This is a genomic window from Kitasatospora sp. NBC_01302 (assembly GCF_035976515.1).
GTDB lineage: Bacteria > Actinomycetota > Actinomycetes > Streptomycetales > Streptomycetaceae > Kitasatospora.
Window position 1 is genome coordinate 2,627,286 of the sequence record NZ_CP108404.1, and the last position, 19,827, is coordinate 2,647,112.

Consider the following 19,827-nt stretch of genomic DNA (forward strand, 5'->3'; position numbering starts at 1 on the left):
CGGTGGCCCCCGTCGTCAGTCCTTCGCCGGCACGTAGTACGGCCGGTTGTGCGCGGCCACCGGCGGCGACTGGTAGCTCCAGACGCCCGCGGCGGGCGCCTGGCCGATCAGCTCGGCGAGGTGGTGGCCCACGCCGCTGTCGGGGTCGGCGACCGTCAGGCGCACCCGGTCGGCGGCGCCCGCGTCCAGCGCATGGTGCTGGTACGGCTGGTAGACGTTCATCGGGCCGGCCAGCAGGCCCTCGCGCGGATCGGTGCCGTAGCCGGTGATCGGCGTGTTGTTGACCGGCTCCGCGGTGAGCCCGGCCAGGTCGGCCTCGAAGGAGAAGAGCGGGTGCTCCTCGCGCACGATGCCGCCGCCGTCCGCGGTGAAGCCCGCCCGCTTGCAGCTGACCGACCAGCTCCGCTGCCGCGCCGGGCCGTTGAGCGAGGGCATGGTGGTCTCGAACCAGCCCGGGTACTTGGGCTCGGCGTAGAGCCGGGACCCCGCGTCGATCGCGAGCGGGTTGTCGCACAGCACGTGGATCCGGGCGATGCCCAGCAGCTTGGTCTGGTCGAAGCCGTGCGCGTACTGCTGGTAACCGAGCGCGGGCAGCCGGCCGAGCGCGGCGGCCGGGTGGGCGATGATGTTCACCTCGATCTCCTGGGTGATCCCGCCGCCGTTCGGGTACTGGGCGAAGTAGAGCTGGTAGTTGACCGAGACGCAGGCCCGGCCGTCGAACTCGGCGGCGACCAGCCCGGGGTGGTGCTCGGCCAGCACGTCCCGCACGGGAGCCGGGTCGACCAGCCAGTCGATCCCGATGTTGTGCAGAGCGCCGTAATGGAACGGGAGTTGATAGGGCTCCGGGACCGGCGGCAGTTCCGGGCCCGGGTACGGGGCGGGGTTGTGGCTCGGGCTCTGGTTCACGGGGACAGGGCTCCTTCGCGGGCGAGGCCTTGCAGGTCGTGGTGGATCCGTTCGGCGCTGCGCAGAGCCAGGGCCGCCATGGTGAGCGAGGGGTTGGAGGTGGCGACGGTGGGCATGCTGCCGCAGCCGACGGCGTACAGGTTGGGGTGGTCCCAGCAGCGCTGCCACGCGTCGACCACCGAGTCGGCGGGCGAGTCGCCCATGATGTGGGTGCCCGCGCCGTGCCCGGCGGCCCGGTAGGCGTACGGCCGGCCCTGGTACTCGAAGTAGCCCGGCCAGGCCGGTCCGGGCTCGAAGCGGGTGTGGTCCTGCGCGCCCAGCAGCGCGAAGAGCTGGTCGGAGACGGCCTTCGCGGCGACGATGCCGCGCTTGACGTACTCCGAGAGGTCGTAGTGGAGCACCGGGCGCGGGTTGCCCAGCGCGTCGCGGTGGCGCGGGTCGATGGTGACCCGGTTCGCGGGGTCGGCCTCCTGCTCCATCTCGAACTGGAACGCGATCTCGCGCCCGATCCGGTCGCCGAGGGTGCGCCGCAGCTCCGGGCCGAACAGCCCGCGGCCCGCCGCTCCCCCGCTGCGCAGCAGTTCGGCCACCCGCAGGTCCGGCGGGCCCAGCGCCCAGGTCCAGCCCCAGTTGCCGATCTCGACCCGGAACGGGGCGCGGCGGGCGCGGGCCGCGCCGAACCGGAAGCCCTCCAGGCCTGAGGTCGAGCCGGGGCCGCGGTAGGCGCCGACCTGTTGGGGCATCAACCCCCAGGTCAGCAGGACCGGGTGGTCCATCAGGTTCCGGCCCACCTGGTCGCTGCTGTTGGCCGCCCCGGAGGCAAGCAGCAGCTTGGCGTTCTCGATCGCGTGCGCGGCCAGCACCACGAGAGCGGCGTCGGCGCGGCGCTCGGCGATCCCGGTGGGATGGTCGTCGCCCTCGTAGGTCCGGTACTCCACGCCGGTGGCCCGGCCGTTGCCGTCGATCCGGACCCGGGAGACCACGGCCCGGGTCACCAGGGTCACCGAAGCGCTCCACCGGGCCTGGGTCCGCAACGGGGTGTACTTCGCCTGGGCGGGGCAGATCGGCACGCAACTGGCGTGCCCGGAGCAGAGGTTGCCCTCCAGCTGGTAGCCCGGGTTGGGCAGGCCGTTGCGGGCGTGCGGGGTGCCGACCACCCGCAGCGGGGTCGGCACCTCCTCGGCCGGGTCCTGCACGCACTTGCCGTCCAGCGCGTCGGCCAGCACCTGGTCCAGGTGGCTGCGCGGGATCGCCCGCATCGGGAACGCGTAACCGTCCGGGAACGGCAGGCCGACCGCCTCGCGCTGCTCCGCGACATCGGCCGCCACCCCGATCTCGCGCTCGGCGGCCCGGTAGTACGGCTCCAACTCGGCATAGTCGATCGGCCAGTTGCGGCCGTGCCCGAAGTCACCGGCGCGGAAGTCCTCGGGGTGCATGCGCGGCGCGAGCCCCGTCCAGGCCAGCCCGGTACCGCCGTTGGCGCGCAGGTAGCCGCTCGCGTAGGGCAGCGGACCGCGCTGCACGACGTACCCGTCCGAGCGGTAGCCGCCCTCGGCCCGGCCGGACAGGTCCAGCACACTCGGCGACGGCGCCGCCGCGGTCGTCCGGTAGGGCGCGTTCGGCACCTTCACCGCCGCCGAGCGGTACGCCTCGACCGCGGCCCGGTGCCCCGCCGCCCCCTCCGGTTCCCCTTGGCCGGCTTCCAGCACCAGGACCCGCCAGCCCTGGTCGCCCAGCCGCTGGGCGACCAGCGACCCGGCGAACCCGGCGCCGACCACGATCACGTCCCACCGCCCGGCCTCCGGCGCGCTCACCGCGACCGCTCCGGCTCGACGGTCCAACTGCCGTGACCCCGCGGGCCGGTCCCGGGCGCCTGCCCACCGAACGCCCGCCAGACCAGGCCCCGTTCATAGGCCGCCGACGAGACCACGACCGGCACCCCGCCCGCCACCGACCAGCTCCCGAGGTACCACAGCCCGGCCACCGCCCGCGCCAACTCGCGCTCCCCCTGCCCCAACGGCTCCACCACCAGCCGCCCGACCGCCGCCGCCCCCGCCTCCTCCAGCACCACCGCCCAGTACACCTCGGCCATCCCGGTGGCCCACAGCTCCGCACCACCGAACCCGGTCAACTCCGCCGACGCGGCTATGAACTCATCGATCGACGCCACCACTCAGCCCCCTCCGGCCCGCACTCCCCCTGGCGGCCCGAAGCTACCCACCCACCCGATCACCCCATGCACTCCGCACCCGATCGAGTGAATTGAATGCCATAACTCCAAATAGCACCCACACTCGTGCTATCGCGGCAACCAATCCCTCTCTCGACAGCGCCTGCCCCAGCGAGCCCTCCGGGCAATCCTCGATATCTTGATCACCAGTTCATTGATCACGACCCTCCTGGCTACCAGCGGAGTGACCATGACCCGCACCGTCATCGACCTCGACGACGACCTCCTCGCCGAGGCCCAGCAGCTCTTCGGCACCGCGACCAAGGTCGCCACTGTGAACGCCGCCCTGCTCGAGGCCGTGAAGCTCGCACGGCGGACAGCACTCGCCGACGGCATCGCAAGCGGCGAGTTCAACCTCCTCGACGAACCGGGCGAGCGGTCGGTCGCGTGAGCAGGGAGCGCTACCTGATCGACAAATCGGCCCTCGCCCGCTGGGGCGAGGGCCGGCACCAGGTCACCGTCCTGCACTATGACGGCGACTACGACATGATCGCGGCGATCACCGGGCAGCCCACCCGCCGGGTCGCTCCCTCGGGCAGCGCGGACTGAGCCCGCCCCGCAGCCGCACCGTGCCCACCCCCCACCTGCCCACCCCCTACCTGCCCGGCCCCCACGCCGGGCAGGTGCGGGTGCTCGGCCGCCCGTCGACGGCGGCGGGGCGCCCTCAGCCCTTGGTCACGCACTTGTTGGCGCTGTTCGACCAGAGGCCCTGCAGGTCGAAGGTGCCGGTGGTGAGGGTCACGTAGGCGTCCATGTTCTCGCACTCGTCACCGATCTCGCCGTTGCCACCGTTCCAGCCGATGCTGGGCCAGAAGTCGGTGACGGTCTCGGCGTACTCGTGGGTCTCGGTGGACTCCAGGCCCGACAGGAGGCGGCCGTCGGTGAAGGTGGTGCAGCCGCCGGCGCCGGTGTCGGGGACGTAGGGCAGGTTGGTGTAGGCGAGCTTGCCGTAGGACGAGGTGGTGAAGTCGTGCCAGGCGCAGAAGCCGCTGTTCGGGAAGCCGTCCGGGTGGGTGCCGGTCGCCGAGACCACCACGTACTGGGCGTTCAGGTTGGGCGCCTGGGTGGTGTTGCCGAAGTGCGCCGCCGCCTTGGCGGCCTCGGCGGCGATCTGTGCGGCAGTGGAACTGGCAGGCGCGGCGGCCGAGTTGTCGAACCACGTGCCGGCCAGCGGGGTGCTGCTCGGGTGGCTGACGTGGGTGCCCGAACTCCCGCAGGTGGTGGTGCCCTTGGCCACGCCTTCGCAGTACTGGTCGAGGATGGTGCCCCAGGTGTCCTTGCTCCCGTACAGGCCCTTGAACAGGTTCTGCAGGTCGGGGGCGACCCCGGCCGGGTCCTTGGACCACTGCGAGCCCCAGAAGACCAGGTACACCTTGGGCTTGGGCGACACCACGCCCTGCGTCCCCGCCGAACCGACGCTGAGCGTGTTGCTCACCGCCTGTGCCTGCGCCGCCGGTTCGGCCTGCCGGTGGATCGGCTTGGCCCCGTGGTGCCCCGCGACCGGGGCCGCGGCGGCCGAGCCGGCCTCGGCGAACGAACCGGCGCACAGCGCCGCGAGCGAGAGCAGGCCCAGGGCCCGGGCCTTGCTGCTGAAGGGGCGAACGCGCATGTGGGGGTGGCCTCCTGGAACGGGGTCGGCGTGGCCCTGCCAATAGTGGCGTGGCATCCGACGCCCCGACAGATCTCCCTTCCTCTGAGAATGCTCTGAACCTGCGCCGCCACCAGCCCCCGACGGCCCCCGGGCGGGCCCAACTTCTCAGAAGCCTCTGAATGTCGGCCATCGCCGCCGCCGTACCGCTCGATCCGTTGACCGGTGTCCGCCAACTCTGTTTTGCTACACGCCAGCAACGGCGCACCACCCTGTCAGGCCGCGGTCAGGCCGACCCTTCGTGGCGATCGCTCCCCCATCCCTGACGCGCGACGCCCGCCGTCGTGCGCCGCTTTCGGCGTCAACTCCGCCCGGAGCTAGGGCTCCTGACAGGAAGCACCGCGCGCCCAGCTGCCCTGTTCCCACGAGCCGACCGCCCCAGCCGACCGGCGACGGGCGATCTGCAGCAGAGAGGACTCCCCCACACATGGGCACCCCCCGCATGCGCGGCACGGCCCGAGCAGCCCTCACCGGCCTCGCGTCGCTGTCCCTGTTCACCGGCGTCATCCTCGCCGCCGCCACACCCCAGGCGGTGGCCGCACCGGCCGCATCACCGGCCAGCAGCGCCGCGAACCCGTACAACCCGTCGTACCAGCACGCCTATCGCCACGGTGTCATCCCGACCATCCAGCAGAGCGCCAAGATGAAGTCGTGGGCGGCCAACCAGGCCACCCCGAACGTGGCGACCGGCCCGGAGACGCTCTCCTACGGTGGCGGGGTCGACGGCGTCGGGGTCAACGACGGCCACGCGCAGGTCTACCTGGTGTTCTACGGCTCCCAGTGGGGCACCCAGGGCACCGACTCCAACGGCAACGCCACCTTCTCGGGTGACGCGGACGGCGCCGCCCAGGCCGCCCAGCAGATGTTCAAGGGCATCGGCACCGGCAACGAGCTCTGGTCGGCCGACCTGACCCAGTGGTGCGACGGCCCCAACGTGGCCACCGGTGCGACCAGTTGTCCCTCGAACGCCAGCTTCGTGCCCTACCAGGCCGGCGGCGTGCTCTCCGGCGTCTGGTACGACAAATCGGCCGCCTCGCCGAGTGCCGCCTCGGGCAACCAGCTCGGCCAGGAGGCCGTCAACGCGGCCGCCCACTTCGGCAACACCACGGCCGCCTCGAACCGGCACACGTACTACGTGATCATGTCGCCGACCGGCACCAACCCGGACAACTACCAGGGGCAGTACTGCGCCTGGCACGACTACACCGGTGACAGCTCGCTGACCGGCGGCGCGGTCAACTCGCCCTACGGCGACATCGCGTTCAGCAACCAGCCGTACAACATGGACTCCGGCCAGGGCTGCGGCGTCGGCTTCGTCAACTCCCCCGGCACCCTTGACGGCTGGACCATGACGCTCGGCCACGAGTGGCACGAGATGATGTCGGACATGTATCCGGCCGGCGGCTGGACCAACCAGCAGAGCGGCAGCTCCTACAACGGCCAGGAGAACTCCGACGAGTGCGCCTGGCTCGCGCCCGGCACCGCGGGCGGCGCCGCCATGGTCTCCATGAGCACCGGCACCTTCGCCGAGCAGGCCAGCTGGTCCAACGACACCAACGCGTGCGCCATTTCGCACCCGATCGTGGGCGGCGGCTCGACCGGCAACACCGTGACGGTCGGCAACCCGGGCAGTCAGAGCAGCACCGTCGGCACGGCGGCCAGCCTGCAGATCAGCGCCACCGACTCGGGCTCCGGCCGGACCCTGACCTACTCGGCCACCGGCCTGCCGGCCGGCCTGTCGATCAACTCCTCGACCGGCCTGATCTCCGGCACCCCGACCGCCGCGGGCACCTCCAGCGTGACGGTCAGCGCCAAGGACTCGACCGGCGCCGCCGGCAGCGCCTCGTTCTCCTGGACCGTGTCCACCTCGGGCGGCGGCGGCTGCACCGCGAGCCAGCTGCTCGGCAACCCCGGCTTCGAGACCGGCAGCGCCTCGCCCTGGACCGCCACCGCCGGTGTCATCAACAACGACACCAGCTCCGAGCCCGCCCACTCCGGCTCCTGGGACGCCTGGCTGGACGGCTACGGCGCCTCGCACACCGACACCCTGTCGCAGACCGTGAAGGTCCCGACCGGCTGCCACGCCACACTCACCTTCTGGCTGCACATCGACACCGCCAAGACCGGCACCACCGCCGCCGACAAGCTGACGGTCGCGGCGGGCTCCACCACCCTGGCCACGTACTCGAACCTGAACGCCAACTCGGGCTACGTGCAGAAGACCTTCGACCTCTCCAGCTTCGCGGGTCAGTCCGTGACGCTGAAGTTCACCGGCGTGGAGAACTCCTCCTCGCAGCAGACCAGCTTCGTCCTGGACGACACGGCGATCACCACCAGCTGATCCAGCGGACCAGGTGAGTCGAACCCAAAAACCTGCGGGGGCGGGGGCCGTGGCCCGCCCCCGCAGCACAGCCCGACAAGCAGGCGGTGCCCCCGGGATCTCCCGGGGGCACTTCCTCCTTGCCGCCCTGCTGGCCACGGCCGGCTGCGCCGGCTCCCCCGCTCCCACCCAGCCGGCCCCCACCCTCCCGACTCCGAGCCGCTCGCTCGTCGTGCTGAGCGAGCAGGCCGACGGCGGCTCGGTCACCGTGACCGCCGGCGCCACCGTCCGCCTGGTGCTGCACAGCACCTTCTGGGCCGCGCCGCGCAGTTCGGCCCCCGACCGGCTGGCGCCGGTCGCCGCCGCAAGCTCCGCCCCCTCGACCGGCCCGGGCTGCCGTCCGGGCTCCGGCTGCGGCACCGTCACCGCCGACTTCCTCGCCCGGGGAGCCGCCACCGCCGCCACCGTGCGGCTGACCAGCACCCGCACCAGCTGCGGCGAGGCCGTGCGGTGCCGCCCCGGACAGGCCGACTTCACGGTCACCGTCGTCATCTCCCCCGCCACCCCTGCGGCGCACGACATGCGCTGACGCCCTGCCCGATCGGGCAGGGCGTCGCTTGAGGTGCCGCTGCATACCGGGTATACATACCAGGTATGCAGCGGGACCGAGCGCTGCCCGCCGCAGGGAAATCCCGGAAAGAGGGGGAACGTTGTTGCACATCGAACCGACCAGGAGCGCCACCGAGCCGGTGCTGCACCTGGCGCAGGTGAGCCGGGTCCACGGCCAGGGCGCCGCCGAGGTGCACGCCCTGCGCGGTGTGGACCTGCGGGTCCATCCGGGTGAGTTCGTCGCCGTGATGGGTCCCTCGGGTTCCGGCAAGTCCACCCTGCTCACGCTGGCCGGCGGGCTGGACAGCCCGACCAGCGGGCGGATCCTGGTGGAGGGGCAGCCGCTCGGCGTGCTGAGCCGGGGCCAACTGGCCGCGATCCGCCGCCGCTCCGTCGGCTACGTCTTCCAGGACTACAACCTGATCCCCGCGCTGACCGCGGCGGAGAACATCATGCTGCCCCGCGAGCTCGACCGGGTAGCCACCCGCAACGCCCGTCACGAGGCGCTGGCCGCCCTGGAGGAGCTGGGCATCGGCGAGTTGGCCGACCGCTTCCCCGACGACATGTCGGGCGGCCAGCAGCAGCGGGTGGCGATCGCCCGCGCACTGATCGGCGAGCGCCGCCTGGTGCTGGCCGACGAGCCCACCGGCGCACTGGACTCCACCACCGGCGAAGCCGTACTGGCCGTGCTGCGCGCCCGCTGCGACGCGGGGGCGGCCGCCATGATGGTCACCCACGAGGCCCGGCACGCCGCCTGGGCGGACCGGGTGGTCTTCCTGCGCGACGGCCTGCTGGTCGACGAGGTCGGGCAGCAGGACGCCGCGACGCTGCTGGCCCTGGCCAACGAGCTGGCCGGCGGATTCGGGGCGGCACAGTGAACCTCACCTCGCTGAAGCTCGCCCTGCGGATCGCCCGCCGCGACGCACTGCGCGCCAAGGGCCGCAGCGCCCTGGTGCTCGCCATGATCGCGCTGCCGGTGATCGGCGTCGCGGGGGCCGACGTGGTCTACCGCAGCGCCCAACTCGACCCCGGCGAGCGGGTGGCCCGCGTCATGGGCACCGCCGACGCACTGATCAGCTACCCCGCACCGGGCAGCGCGGTGCAGCAGGCTCCGTTCGCCGACGACGGGACCCGGTACGTGCCGAGCGGGGCCGACCAGGCCTCCACGCCCGAGGTGGCGAAGAGCCTGCGCACCGACCCGGCCGCGCTGATCACCAGCCTGCTGCCCGCCGGCAGCCGGCTGGTCCCCGCCGCCCCCGGCCCCGAGGCCACCGCCAGTTCGCGCGACGGGCTGTTCGCCACCGCCACCGGCGAGGCCGACCTGACCGGCTCGCTCTGGTCAGGTCGGCTCAACGTGGTCCGCGGCCACGCCCCGAACGCCCCGTTCCAGGCGGCGGTCACCCAGGACTTCCTCAACCAGTCGGGTCTCTCCCTCGGGTCCACCACCACGCTCAAGGGCCTGGAGAAGCAGCCGTACACGCTGACGGCCGTGGTGGAGTACCCGGGCGACCTGTCGAAGGTGGCGCTGATCGGCCGTCCCGGCGAGGTGATCACACCGCTGAAGGACGCCCAGCCCGCCCCCAAGGACTTCGCGGCCGCCGTCGCCGACCCGGGCGACACGATCGACGTACCGGCCTGGCTGGTGCAGCTGCCCGCCGGGGACAGCCTGGACTGGAACAAGGTCCAGGAGTTCAACCGCTACGGCTACACCGTCACCTCGCGCAGCGTCGCGCTCAACCCGCCGCCCCGCTCGGCCGTCCCCTACTACCGCTTCCAGTTCACCCTGCCCGGCAGCGGCTTCACCGCCGTCGTGGTGGCCACCGTCGCCGGCATGGCGCTGCTGGAGACCGCCCTGCTGGCGGGCCCGGCCTTCGCCGTCGGCGCCCGCCGCTCCCGCCGCCAACTCGCCCTGGTGGCCGCCGCCGGCGGCGACCGGAGCCAGGTGGGCGCGGTGGTGCTGGGCGCGGGCGTGGTGCTGGGCACGGTCGGCGCCGCCGCCGGTGTGCTGCTCGGTACCGGCCTGGTGGCGGTGCTGCGCCCGTGGTTCGAGCAGACCGCCGGCAGCCGCTTCGGCCACCTCGACCTGCACCCGCTGGACCTGCTCGGCATCGCCGTGGTCGGGCTGGTCACCGCGCTGCTCGCCGCCGTGCTGCCGGCCGTCCAGGCCGCCCGCCAGGACGTCGTCCAGTCGCTCCGCGGCACCACCAGGGTCAAGCCCGCCGGCCGCCGGATCACCCTGCTGGGCGCGCTGATGGTGCTCGCCGGCGCCGCGACGGCCCTGCTGGGCGCCAGTGTCGCCCAGGCGAACCGGCTGGTCCTCGGCTCCTACGACGCACGGACCCTGGCCGTCTTCGGCGGCTCGGTCACCGCCGAGCTGGGCCTGCTCCTCTGCACCCCGATGCTGGTCAGCCTGCTGGGCAGGCTCGCCCACCACCTGCCGCTCGGCCCCCGGCTGGCGCTGCGCGACTCGGCCCGCCACCGCGGCCGCACCGCCCCCGCCGTCGCGGCGATGATGGCGGCCGTGGCCGGCGCCGTGGCCGTCGGCGTCTACACGACCAGCAGCGATGCCCAGGCCAAGGCCGAGTACCGGGCCGCTGCGCCCAGTGGTGCGGTCACCCTCAGCCTCACGAACGACGACCCGACCGTGCCGCGGATGCGCACCACCGTCGAGGAACAGCTGCCCGGTCTGGGCCGGCGCGCCGACATCGCGCAGGTCACCTACACCTTCTGCGACCAGTGCAGCAGCGACGTCACCTTCAAGCCCGACACCCCCGGCCAGCAGAACCGCGGCCTCCCCCGGGTACTGGCCGGCGACGCCACCGCGCTGCACAACCTCTTCGGCCTGAACGACCCCGCCGCCGAGGCCGCGCTGGCCGGCGGCAAGGCCGTGGTCTTCGACCCCGGATACATCAAGGACGGCAAGGTGACCCTCGTGCTGCAGGGCGCGATCGGCGCGCCGGTGCAGCCCGGCCAGTCGGTCCAGCCCAGCCAGCACGAGGTCAGCCTGGACGCGCTGCTCGTCGACAACCCCGTCGAAGCCGCCTACGGCACCGGACTGGTGAGCCCCGCGACGGTCGAACAGCTGCACCTGCAGCTGCGTTCCGCGAAGTCCGTGTGGCTGCCGGCCGCCGCGCCCACCGAGCAGGACCAGCAGCGGGCGACGGCCGCCGTCAACGGCATCAACGCGTCGGCCGAGCTGGACGTCGAGCGCGGCTTCCAGTCCAAGAGCGACCTGGTCACCCTCGCGCTGACCGGCTTCGCGGTCCTGGTGGTGCTCGGCGCGGCCGGCATCGCCACCGGGCTGGCCGCCGCCGACTCCCGCCCCGACCAGGCCACCCTGGCCGCCGTCGGCGCTCCGCCGCGGATCCGGCGCACCCTGGCCGGCCTGCAGTGCGGCCTGATCGCCGTGGTCGGCGCGGTGCTGGGCACGCTGAGCGGGTACGTCCCCGCCGTCGCCCTGCGCCGGGCCCGCGATCTGGCGTACTCCGGATCGCAGGGCGTGCACACGCCGATCCTCACGCCGTGGAGCCTGATCCTGCTCGTCGTGCTGGTGCTCCCGCTGGTCGCCGGCCTGGTGGCCGCGGCCACCACCAGCTCCCGCATCCCGCTGGGCCGCCGGGCCAGTTGACCGACAGCACTGCCGAGGGCCGCGCACCGACCTGGTGCGCGGCCCTCGGGGCGTTGCGCCGGTCAGCCCAGCTCGCGCAGCGCCGCGAGCACCTCCAGGCCGAGACTCTGGTCGGCCTCCTCGGGCAGGCTGGCGGAGATCCGGGTGGCCCGCCCGGCGTACCGGCGGTGGATCTCGGCCGCGACCTCGGGCACCGGTCCGGCGACCGCGAAGGTCTCGAAGACCTCCTCGTCGATCGCCTCGGCCATCTGCTGCCAGCGCCCGCGCGTCGACAGGCGGTGCAGTTCCTCGTGCAGGTCGAGCCAGCCGTGCTGCTCCAGTACCGGACGGTAGGCGGGGGTGGAGGCGTAGAACGCGAGGCGCTCGCGCACCAGGGCCCGGTTCGCCCGCAGCTCCTCCTCGGTGCGCCCGGTCGCGGTGAGCACGTTGCCGACGATCTCGAACGGGCGCCCGGTCCAGGCGGCGCCCGCCCGCTCGGCCTCGGCGCGGGCTGCCCGCACCCCGGGCAGCACCCGCTCGGTCAGGTAGTCGACCGAGGTGAAGGGATGGCTGATGAAGCCGTCGGCGACCGCGCCCGCGGTCCGGGTCATCAGCGGGCCGACCCCGGCCAGCAGGATCCGCGGCACACCGGCGGCGACCGGTTCGGGGGCGAAGGCGGGCGTCATCACCGTGTGGGTGTAGAAGTCGCCGCGGAACCTCAGCCGCTCGCCCGTCTGCCAGCTGTGCCAGATCGCCCGCACCGCGTGGACGTACTCCCGCATCCGCGCCGCGGGCCGGTCCCACGGCATGCCGAAGCGGCGCTCGATGTGCGGCTTGATCTGCGAGCCCAGCCCGATGACGGCCCGCCCGCCGGACGCCTCGTGCAGTCCCCAGGCCTGGTAGGCCAGCGTCATCGGGGTCCGGGCGAAGGCGATCGCGACCCCGGTGGCCAGCTCGATGGTGCTGGTTCGGTCCGCGGCGCGGGCGAGTTGGAGGAACGGGTCGTGGGCGGTCTCGGCGACCACCAGCCGGTCCATGCCCCACTGCTCGGCCTGCTCGGCGGCGGCCAGGATCCCGGCGGGGCGCCCGGCGGCGGTCGCGTCGAGCCGGAAGGCGGGGGTCGGACGGTCGTCCATCGGGTCGGATCCTCCTGGGAGAGCGGCACGGATGCCCTCGTACCCTCGCACGTCCGCTCCGCCGGCCCCGGCGGCGGGCCCGCCGCCGGATCCCGGCGAGCAGCCGAAGCCGACGGCCGCCGGACCGGGAGGCGTCCCGGGCCGGCGGCCGTTCGTCGTGCTACCGCAGGGCGGCTACCTCGGTGCGGCTCAGACCAGCGGAGCCGGGTAGGTCGGGTACTCGACCCCGGAGACGTACTGGACGACCCGGATCACCTGGCAGGAGTAGCCGAACTCGTTGTCGTACCACAGGTAGAGGATCGCGTTGTCGCCCTCGACCTTGGTGGCACCGGCGTCGACGATCGAGGCGTGCCGCGAGCCGATGAAGTCGCTCGACACCGCGTCGGGCGCGCTGATGAAGTCGATCTGGCGCTTGAGCGGCGAGGTCAGCGACACGTTGCGGAGGTAGTCGAGGACCTCCTCGCGGTTGGTCTCCTGCGCGAGCTGCAGGTTCAGGATCGCGATCGAGACGTCCGGCACCGGGACACGGATCGAGCTGCCGGTGATCGTCGCCTTGAGGTCCGGCAGCGCCTTCGCGACGGCGGAGGCGGCGCCGGTCTCGGTGATGACCATGTTGAGCGCCGCCGAACGGCCACGGCGGTCGGCGCTGTGGTAGTTGTCCAGCAGGTTCTGGTCGTTGGTGTACGAGTGGACGGTCTCCACGTGGCCGCGCAGCACACCGTACTTGTCCGCCATCGCCTTCAGCGGCGGGACGATCGCGTTGGTGGTGCAGGAGGCACAGGACAGGATCTGCTCGTCCGGCTTGATCGTGTCGTGGTTGACGCCGTGCACGATGTTGGGCACGTCGCCCTTGCCGGGCGCGGTCAGCACGACCTTGGCGATGCCGGGCTGCAGGTGCTTCGACAGGCCCTCGCGGTCGCGCCAGCGGCCGGTGTTGTCGATCAGGATGGCGTCCTTGATCCCGTAGGCCGTGTAGTCCACGGTCGTCGGGTCGTTGGAGTAGATCACCTTGATCTCGTGGCCGTTCACGACGATCTTGTCGTCGGCCTCGTCGACGGTGATCGTGCCGTTGAACTGACCGTGAATCGAGTCGCGCCGCAGCAGCGAGGCGCGCTTGACCAGGTCCTCGCCGCCGCTGTTGCGCACCACGATGGCGCGCAGCCGCAGGCCGTTGCCCGAACCCGCCTTCTCGATGAGCAGACGGGCCAGCAGGCGGCCGATCCGGCCGAAACCGTAGAGCACGACGTCGCGCGGCTCACTGCGGTCCAGCTTGTTGGCGCCGGTCGCCCCGGCGACCGCCTCCGCGGTGAACTCTTCCACCGAGAGACCGCGGTCGTCGCTCTTGTAGGTGGCGGCGAGCATGCCGATGTCGATCTGGGAGGGGCCGAGGTCGAGCACGGTGAGGGCCTGCAGGAACGGCAGGGTCTCGGTGACCGAGAGCTCCTCGCCGGCGATCTGGCGGGCGAACCGGTGCGTCTTGAGGATGCTGACCACAGACTTGTTCACCAGCGAACGGCTGTGGAGCAGGACGGTGACGTCCCTCTCCCGATGCAGTCTCCCGATCATCGGGATCATCGACTCCGCGATCTCCTCGCGGTTCTTCCAGTTAGTGAACACGTCTTCATTGACAGTCACAGGGGGTCCATCTCTCGAGCTGGGAGGGTGCCACCATGCTAGCCAGCGGCCCGCGCGCCCGTTCGAGCGGACCCACCCTGAGCTGCGCATCTCCCCCTTCCGAGAGCCGTTGCGAGCCCCTGTGCCGCAGGCCAGCGGCACCCAGGAACAGCACAACAACCGCCCAGGGAAGGCGAGTTGGCTATTCGAGCCGGCCGCCGCGGAGATCCGCGGACCGTGGCGAGGAACACATTGCCGATTCCGTATCGCCGGCCGACAAGAGCGGGGGGGCGAACGCGAAAAAGCCCCGCACCCGGTCTCCCGGGGCGGGGCTTTCTCTGAATGATTGTTCGGCGGCGTCCTACTCTCCCACAGGGTCCCCCCTGCAGTACCATCGGCGCTGTGAGGCTTAGCTTCCGGGTTCGGAATGTAACCGGGCGTTTCCCTCACGCTATGACCACCGAAACACTATGAAACTGTCGACCGCAACCCGCCCATCTTTCCCTGGCAGGGGTCGTTGTTTCAGAACAACACAGTGGACGCGAGCAACTGAGGACAAGCCCTCGGCCTATTAGTACCGGTCAGCTCCACCCCTTACAGGGCTTCCACATCCGGCCTATCAACCCAGTCGTCTACTGGGAGCCTTACCCTCTCAAGGAGGTGGGAGTGCTCATCTCGAAGCAGGCTTCCCGCTTAGATGCTTTCAGCGGTTATCCCTCCCGAACGTAGCCAACCAGCCATGCCCTTGGCAGGACAACTGGCACACCAGAGGTTCGTCCGTCCCGGTCCTCTCGTACTAGGGACAGCCCTTCTCAACACTCCTACGCGCACAGCGGATAGGGACCGAACTGTCTCACGACGTTCTAAACCCAGCTCGCGTACCGCTTTAATGGGCGAACAGCCCAACCCTTGGGACCTACTCCAGCCCCAGGATGCGACGAGCCGACATCGAGGTGCCAAACCATCCCGTCGATATGGACTCTTGGGGAAGATCAGCCTGTTATCCCCGGGGTACCTTTTATCCGTTGAGCGACGGCGCTTCCACAAGCCACCGCCGGATCACTAGTCCCTGCTTTCGCACCTGCTCGACCCGTCGGTCTCACAGTCAAGCTCCCTTGTGCACTTACACTCAACACCTGATTGCCAACCAGGCTGAGGGAACCTTTGGGCGCCTCCGTTACTCTTTAGGAGGCAACCGCCCCAGTTAAACTACCCACCAGACACTGTCCCTGATCCGGATCACGGACCCAGGTTAGACATCCAGCACGACCAGAGTGGTATTTCAACGTCGACTCCACAACAACTGGCGTTGCCGCTTCAAAGTCTCCCACCTATCCTACACAAGCCGAACCGAACACCAATATCAAGCTATAGTAAAGGTCCCGGGGTCTTTCCGTCCTGCTGCGCGAAACGAGCATCTTTACTCGTAATGCAATTTCACCGGGCCTATGGTTGAGACAGTCGAGAAGTCGTTACGCCATTCGTGCAGGTCGGAACTTACCCGACAAGGAATTTCGCTACCTTAGGATGGTTATAGTTACCACCGCCGTTTACTGGCGCTTAAGTTCTCAGCTTCGCCCCGACGAATCAGAGCTAACCGGTCCCCTTAACGTTCCAGCACCGGGCAGGCGTCAGTCCGTATACATCGCCTTACGGCTTCGCACGGACCTGTGTTTTTAGTAAACAGTCGCTTCTCGCTGGTCTCTGCGGCCGGCCCCAGCTCGGGCAGCAAGTGCCTCCACCAGTTCCGGCCCCCCTTCTCCCGAAGTTACGGGGGCATTTTGCCGAGTTCCTTAACCATAGTTCACCCGAACGCCTCGGTATTCTCTACCTGACCACCTGAGTCGGTTTGGGGTACGGGCCGCCATGAAACTCGCTAGAGGCTTTTCTCGACAGCATAGGATCATCCACTTCACCACAATCGGCTCGGCATCAGGTCTCAGACTATGTGCAAGGCGGATTTGCCTACCTTGCGTCCTACACCCTTACCCCGGGACAACCACCGCCCGGGCTGGACTACCTTCCTGCGTCACCCCATCGCTCACCTAATACCCTGTTGGATCAGCGGCTCCACCACGTCCCATTGTCCGAAGACTCCGGGCCGGCTTCACGGCTTTAGCATTCAGAGGTTCAGCGTTGGCGCTTCAAAGCGGGTACGGGAATATCAACCCGTTGTCCATCGACTACGCCTGTCGGCCTCGCCTTAGGTCCCGACTTACCCTGGGCAGATCAGCTTGACCCAGGAACCCTTGGTCAATCGGCGCAAGAGTTTCCCACTCTTGTATCGCTACTCATGCCTGCATTCTCACTCGTATACCGTCCACGACTGGATTCCTCCGCCGCTTCACCCGGCACACGACGCTCCCCTACCCATCCACAGCGCCGTTGGGCGTATTCTGTGAATGACACGACTTCGGTGGTGTGCTTGAGCCCCGCTACATTGTCGGCGCGGAATCACTTGACCAGTGAGCTATTACGCACTCTTTCAAGGGTGGCTGCTTCTAAGCCAACCTCCTGGTTGTCTCTGCGACTCCACATCCTTTCCCACTTAGCACACGCTTAGGGACCTTAGTCGGTGTTCTGGGCTGTTTCCCTCTCGACCATGGAGCTTATCCCCCACAGTCTCACTGCCACGCTCTCACTTACCGGCATTCGGAGTTTGGCTAAGGTCAGTAACCCGGTAAGGCCCATCGCCTATCCAGTGCTCTACCTCCGGCAAGAAACACGTGACGCTGCACCTAAATGCATTTCGGGGAGAACCAGCTATCACGGAGTTTGATTGGCCTTTCACCCCTAACCACAGGTCATCCCCCAGGTTTTCAACCCTGGTGGGTTCGGTCCTCCACGCGGTCTTACCCGCGCTTCAACCTGCCCATGGCTAGATCACTCCGCTTCGGGTCTTGGGCATGCAACTCAACCGCCCTATTCGGACTCGCTTTCGCTACGGCTACCCCACACGGGTTAACCTCGCTACACACCGCAAACTCGCAGGCTCATTCTTCAAAAGGCACGCAGTCACGGCTGATCAGCAAGCTGACCAACGACGCTCCCACGGCTTGTAGGCACACGGTTTCAGGTACTATTTCACTCCGCTCCCGCGGTACTTTTCACCATTCCCTCACGGTACTATCCGCTATCGGTCACTAGGGAATATTTAGGCTTAGCGGGTGGTCCCGCCAGATTCACACGGAATTTCTCGGGCTCCGTGCTACTTGGGAGAAGCTCAAGTGAGCCGTACAAGTTTCGTCTACGGGGGTCTTACCCTCTACGCCGGACCTTTCGCATGTCCTTCGACTACCCATACGGTTTCTGACTCACCCGATCGCCGGCAGACGACCGAAGAACTTTCCCACGACCCCGAAGTGGCAACCCCTGCCGGGTCTCACACCACAACGGTTTAGCCTCATCCGGTTTCGCTCGCCACTACTCCCGGAATCACGGTTGTTTTCTCTTCCTGCGGGTACTGAGATGTTTCACTTCCCCGCGTTCCCTCCACATACCCTATGTGTTCAGGTATGGGTGACAGCCCATGACGACTGCCGGGTTTCCCCATTCGGACACCCCCGGATCAAAGCTCGGTTGACAGCTCCCCGGGGCCTATCGCGGCCTCCCACGTCCTTCATCGGTTCCTAGTGCCAAGGCATCCACCGTGCGCCCTTAAAAACTTGGCCACAGATGCTCGCGTCCACTGTGCAGTTCTCAAACAACGACCAGACACCCACCTACACGACCCGGCAAACACCAGGTCGGTCCGTGGGACCGGCACTGAGACAACGATTACTCGTTCCCTCAGGACCCAACAACGTGCCCGACACACCAGATCACCCGTAACCGTTCCACGCCGAAGCAGTACTAGGAAACAACCAACCCTGTGTGCCGAATAGTCAACGTTCCACCCATGAGCAACCGTGCGAGACATTCGCTCGCATCCGGCCATGTGCTCCTTAGAAAGGAGGTGATCCAGCCGCACCTTCCGGTACGGCTACCTTGTTACGACTTCGTCCCAATCGCTGGTCCCACCTTCGACGGCTCCCTCCCAAGGGTTAGGCCACCGGCTTCGGGTGTTACCGACTTTCGTGACGTGACGGGCGGTGTGTACAAGGCCCGGGAACGTATTCACCGCAGCATGCTGATCTGCGATTACTAGCAACTCCAACTTCATGGGGTCGAGTTGCAGACCCCAATCCGAACTGAGGCCGGCTTTTTGGGATTCGCTCCACCTCACGGTATCGCAGCCCTTTGTACCGACCATTGTAGCACGTGTGCAGCCCAAGACATAAGGGGCATGATGATTTGACGTCGTCCCCACCTTCCTCCGAGTTGACCCCGGCAGTCTCCTGTGAGTCCCCATCACCCCGAAAGGCATGCTGGCAACACAGAACAAGGGTTGCGCTCGTTGCGGGACTTAACCCAACATCTCACGACACGAGCTGACGACAACCATGCACCACCTGTATACCGACCACAAGGGGGCGACTATCTCTAGCCGTTTCCGGTATATGTCAAGCCTTGGTAAGGTTCTTCGCGTTGCGTCGAATTAAGCCACATGCTCCGCTGCTTGTGCGGGCCCCCGTCAATTCCTTTGAGTTTTAGCCTTGCGGCCGTACTCCCCAGGCGGGGAACTTAATGCGTTAGCTGCGGCACCGACGACGTGGAATGTCGCCAACACCTAGTTCCCAACGTTTACGGCGTGGACTACCAGGGTATCTAATCCTGTTCGCTCCCCACGCTTTCGCTCCTCAGCGTCAGTAATGGCCCAGAGATCCGCCTTCGCCACCGGTGTTCCTCCTGATATCTGCGCATTTCACCGCTACACCAGGAATTCCGATCTCCCCTACCACACTCTAGCCTGCCCGTATCGAATGCAGACCCGGGGTTAAGCCCCGGGCTTTCACATCCGACGCGACAGGCCGCCTACGAGCTCTTTACGCCCAATAATTCCGGACAACGCTCGCACCCTACGTATTACCGCGGCTGCTGGCACGTAGTTAGCCGGTGCTTCTTCTGCAGGTACCGTCACTTGCGCTTCTTCCCTGCTGAAAGAGGTTTACAACCCGAAGGCCGTCATCCCTCACGCGGCGTCGCTGCATCAGGCTTTCGCCCATTGTGCAATATTCCCCACTGCTGCCTCCCGTAGGAGTCTGGGCCGTGTCTCAGTCCCAGTGTGGCCGGTCGCCCTCTCAGGCCGGCTACCCGTCGTCGCCTTGGTAGGCCATTACCCCACCAACAAGCTGATAGGCCGCGGGCTCATCCTGCACCGCCGGAGCTTTCCACCAACCCCCATGCAGAGGAAGGTCGTATCCGGTATTAGACCCCGTTTCCAGGGCTTGTCCCAGAGTGCAGGGCAGATTGCCCACGTGTTACTCACCCGTTCGCCACTGATCCACCCCGAAGGGCTTCACCGTTCGACTTGCATGTGTTAAGCACGCCGCCAGCGTTCGTCCTGAGCCAGGATCAAACTCTCCGTGAATGTTTACCCGTCATCGGGTCGACACCCGCGTCGAGCGGCACGACAACCACCGGAATAGGGTGGCCTCGCGCACTGCGTCCTCGCTAGTGTTTTACTTCAAAAGGAATCTCCAACCCCAGTCCGAAGACCAAGGCCGGGGATGTCAACATATCTGGCGTTGACTTTTGGCACGCTGTTGAGTTCTCAAGGAACGGACGCTTCCTTTGCAGCCACTTCCGTGGCCCCTCCGGGCGCTTCGTTCTTTCTTCTCTTCGAGCTTATCAGACCCGCCTCTCGGCGTTTCCCGA

11 protein-coding genes, 3 rRNA genes and 1 pseudogene are annotated in these 19,827 nt (G+C 68.5%); 6 read left to right on the forward strand and 9 right to left on the reverse strand.

Going from position 1 to position 19,827, the window contains the following annotated elements:
- Positions 1-15: 15 nt before the first annotated feature.
- The 3 genes from OG294_RS11050 to OG294_RS11060 are packed head-to-tail and all read right to left on the reverse strand — an operon-like array spanning position 16 to position 3,076.
- Positions 16-906 (reverse strand): hypothetical protein, encoded by an 891-nt coding sequence (locus OG294_RS11050; RefSeq protein WP_327066301.1) that lies wholly within the window; start codon positions 904-906, stop codon positions 16-18.
- On the reverse strand, positions 903-2,720 hold the full coding sequence (locus OG294_RS11055; protein ID WP_327066302.1) for a GMC family oxidoreductase: 1,818 nt from the start codon (positions 2,718-2,720) through the stop codon (positions 903-905). Before OG294_RS11055 ends, OG294_RS11050 begins: the two co-directional genes overlap by 4 nt.
- Positions 2,717-3,076 (reverse strand): hypothetical protein, encoded by a 360-nt coding sequence (locus OG294_RS11060; protein ID WP_327066303.1) that lies wholly within the window; start codon positions 3,074-3,076, stop codon positions 2,717-2,719. The genes OG294_RS11055 and OG294_RS11060 overlap by 4 nt, the downstream gene beginning before the upstream one ends.
- Positions 3,077-3,326: 250 nt before the next feature.
- Here OG294_RS11060 and OG294_RS11065 point away from each other — a divergent pair, with 250 nt between their 5' ends.
- Both OG294_RS11065 and OG294_RS11070 read left to right on the forward strand, forming a co-directional pair.
- On the forward strand, positions 3,327-3,527 hold the full coding sequence (locus OG294_RS11065) for a type II toxin-antitoxin system VapB family antitoxin (RefSeq protein ID WP_327066304.1): 201 nt from the start codon (positions 3,327-3,329) through the stop codon (positions 3,525-3,527).
- 56 nt (positions 3,528-3,583) lie between these two features.
- Positions 3,584-3,685: pseudogene (locus OG294_RS11070) on the forward strand (VapC toxin family PIN domain ribonuclease); the annotation flags it as partial.
- 115 nt (positions 3,686-3,800) lie between these two features.
- On the opposite strand, the gene OG294_RS11075 reads toward OG294_RS11070, so the two are convergent.
- Positions 3,801-4,745, reverse strand: a complete 945-nt coding sequence (locus OG294_RS11075; RefSeq protein WP_327066305.1) for a hypothetical protein — start codon at positions 4,743-4,745, stop codon at positions 3,801-3,803.
- 466 nt (positions 4,746-5,211) lie between these two features.
- On the opposite strand from OG294_RS11075, the gene OG294_RS11080 reads away from it, so the two are divergent.
- The 4 genes from OG294_RS11080 to OG294_RS11095 all read left to right on the forward strand — a co-directional run bounded on the left by OG294_RS11080 (position 5,212) and on the right by OG294_RS11095 (position 11,341).
- Positions 5,212-7,125: a putative Ig domain-containing protein gene (locus OG294_RS11080; protein ID WP_327066306.1), complete on the forward strand. Its 1,914-nt coding sequence runs from the start codon at positions 5,212-5,214 to the stop codon at positions 7,123-7,125.
- Between the two features lie 49 nt (positions 7,126-7,174).
- Positions 7,175-7,693 carry a hypothetical protein gene (locus OG294_RS11085; protein ID WP_327066307.1) on the forward strand — a complete coding sequence of 173 codons (519 nt, stop codon included), beginning with the start codon at positions 7,175-7,177 and terminating at the stop codon, positions 7,691-7,693.
- Between the two features lie 121 nt (positions 7,694-7,814).
- Positions 7,815-8,591: an ABC transporter ATP-binding protein gene (locus tag OG294_RS11090; RefSeq protein WP_327066308.1), complete on the forward strand. Its 777-nt coding sequence runs from the start codon at positions 7,815-7,817 to the stop codon at positions 8,589-8,591.
- Complete coding sequence (locus tag OG294_RS11095) at positions 8,588-11,341, forward strand: FtsX-like permease family protein (RefSeq protein ID WP_327066309.1); 2,754 nt, start codon at positions 8,588-8,590, stop codon at positions 11,339-11,341. Before OG294_RS11090 ends, OG294_RS11095 begins: the two co-directional genes overlap by 4 nt.
- 62 nt (positions 11,342-11,403) lie before the next feature.
- Here OG294_RS11095 and OG294_RS11100 read toward each other — a convergent pair whose 3' ends face one another.
- From OG294_RS11100 to OG294_RS11120, 5 genes are all read right to left on the reverse strand, one after another.
- Positions 11,404-12,456 carry a TIGR03617 family F420-dependent LLM class oxidoreductase gene (locus OG294_RS11100; protein ID WP_327066310.1) on the reverse strand — a complete coding sequence of 351 codons (1,053 nt, stop codon included), beginning with the start codon at positions 12,454-12,456 and terminating at the stop codon, positions 11,404-11,406.
- A 189-nt stretch (positions 12,457-12,645) separates the two neighbouring features.
- Positions 12,646-14,091, reverse strand: coding sequence for a glyceraldehyde-3-phosphate dehydrogenase (locus tag OG294_RS11105; protein ID WP_327066311.1), 1,446 nt, complete (start codon positions 14,089-14,091; stop codon positions 12,646-12,648).
- Between the two features lie 327 nt (positions 14,092-14,418).
- Positions 14,419-14,535 (reverse strand): 5S ribosomal RNA (gene rrf, locus OG294_RS11110).
- An 86-nt stretch (positions 14,536-14,621) separates the two neighbouring features.
- Positions 14,622-17,741: ribosomal RNA gene (locus tag OG294_RS11115) — 23S ribosomal RNA — on the reverse strand.
- Positions 17,742-18,018: 277 nt separating this feature from the next.
- Positions 18,019-19,540: ribosomal RNA gene (locus OG294_RS11120) — 16S ribosomal RNA — on the reverse strand.
- The 16S, 23S and 5S rRNA genes sit together here, the layout of an rRNA operon.
- Between the last annotated feature and the right edge of the window lie 287 nt (positions 19,541-19,827).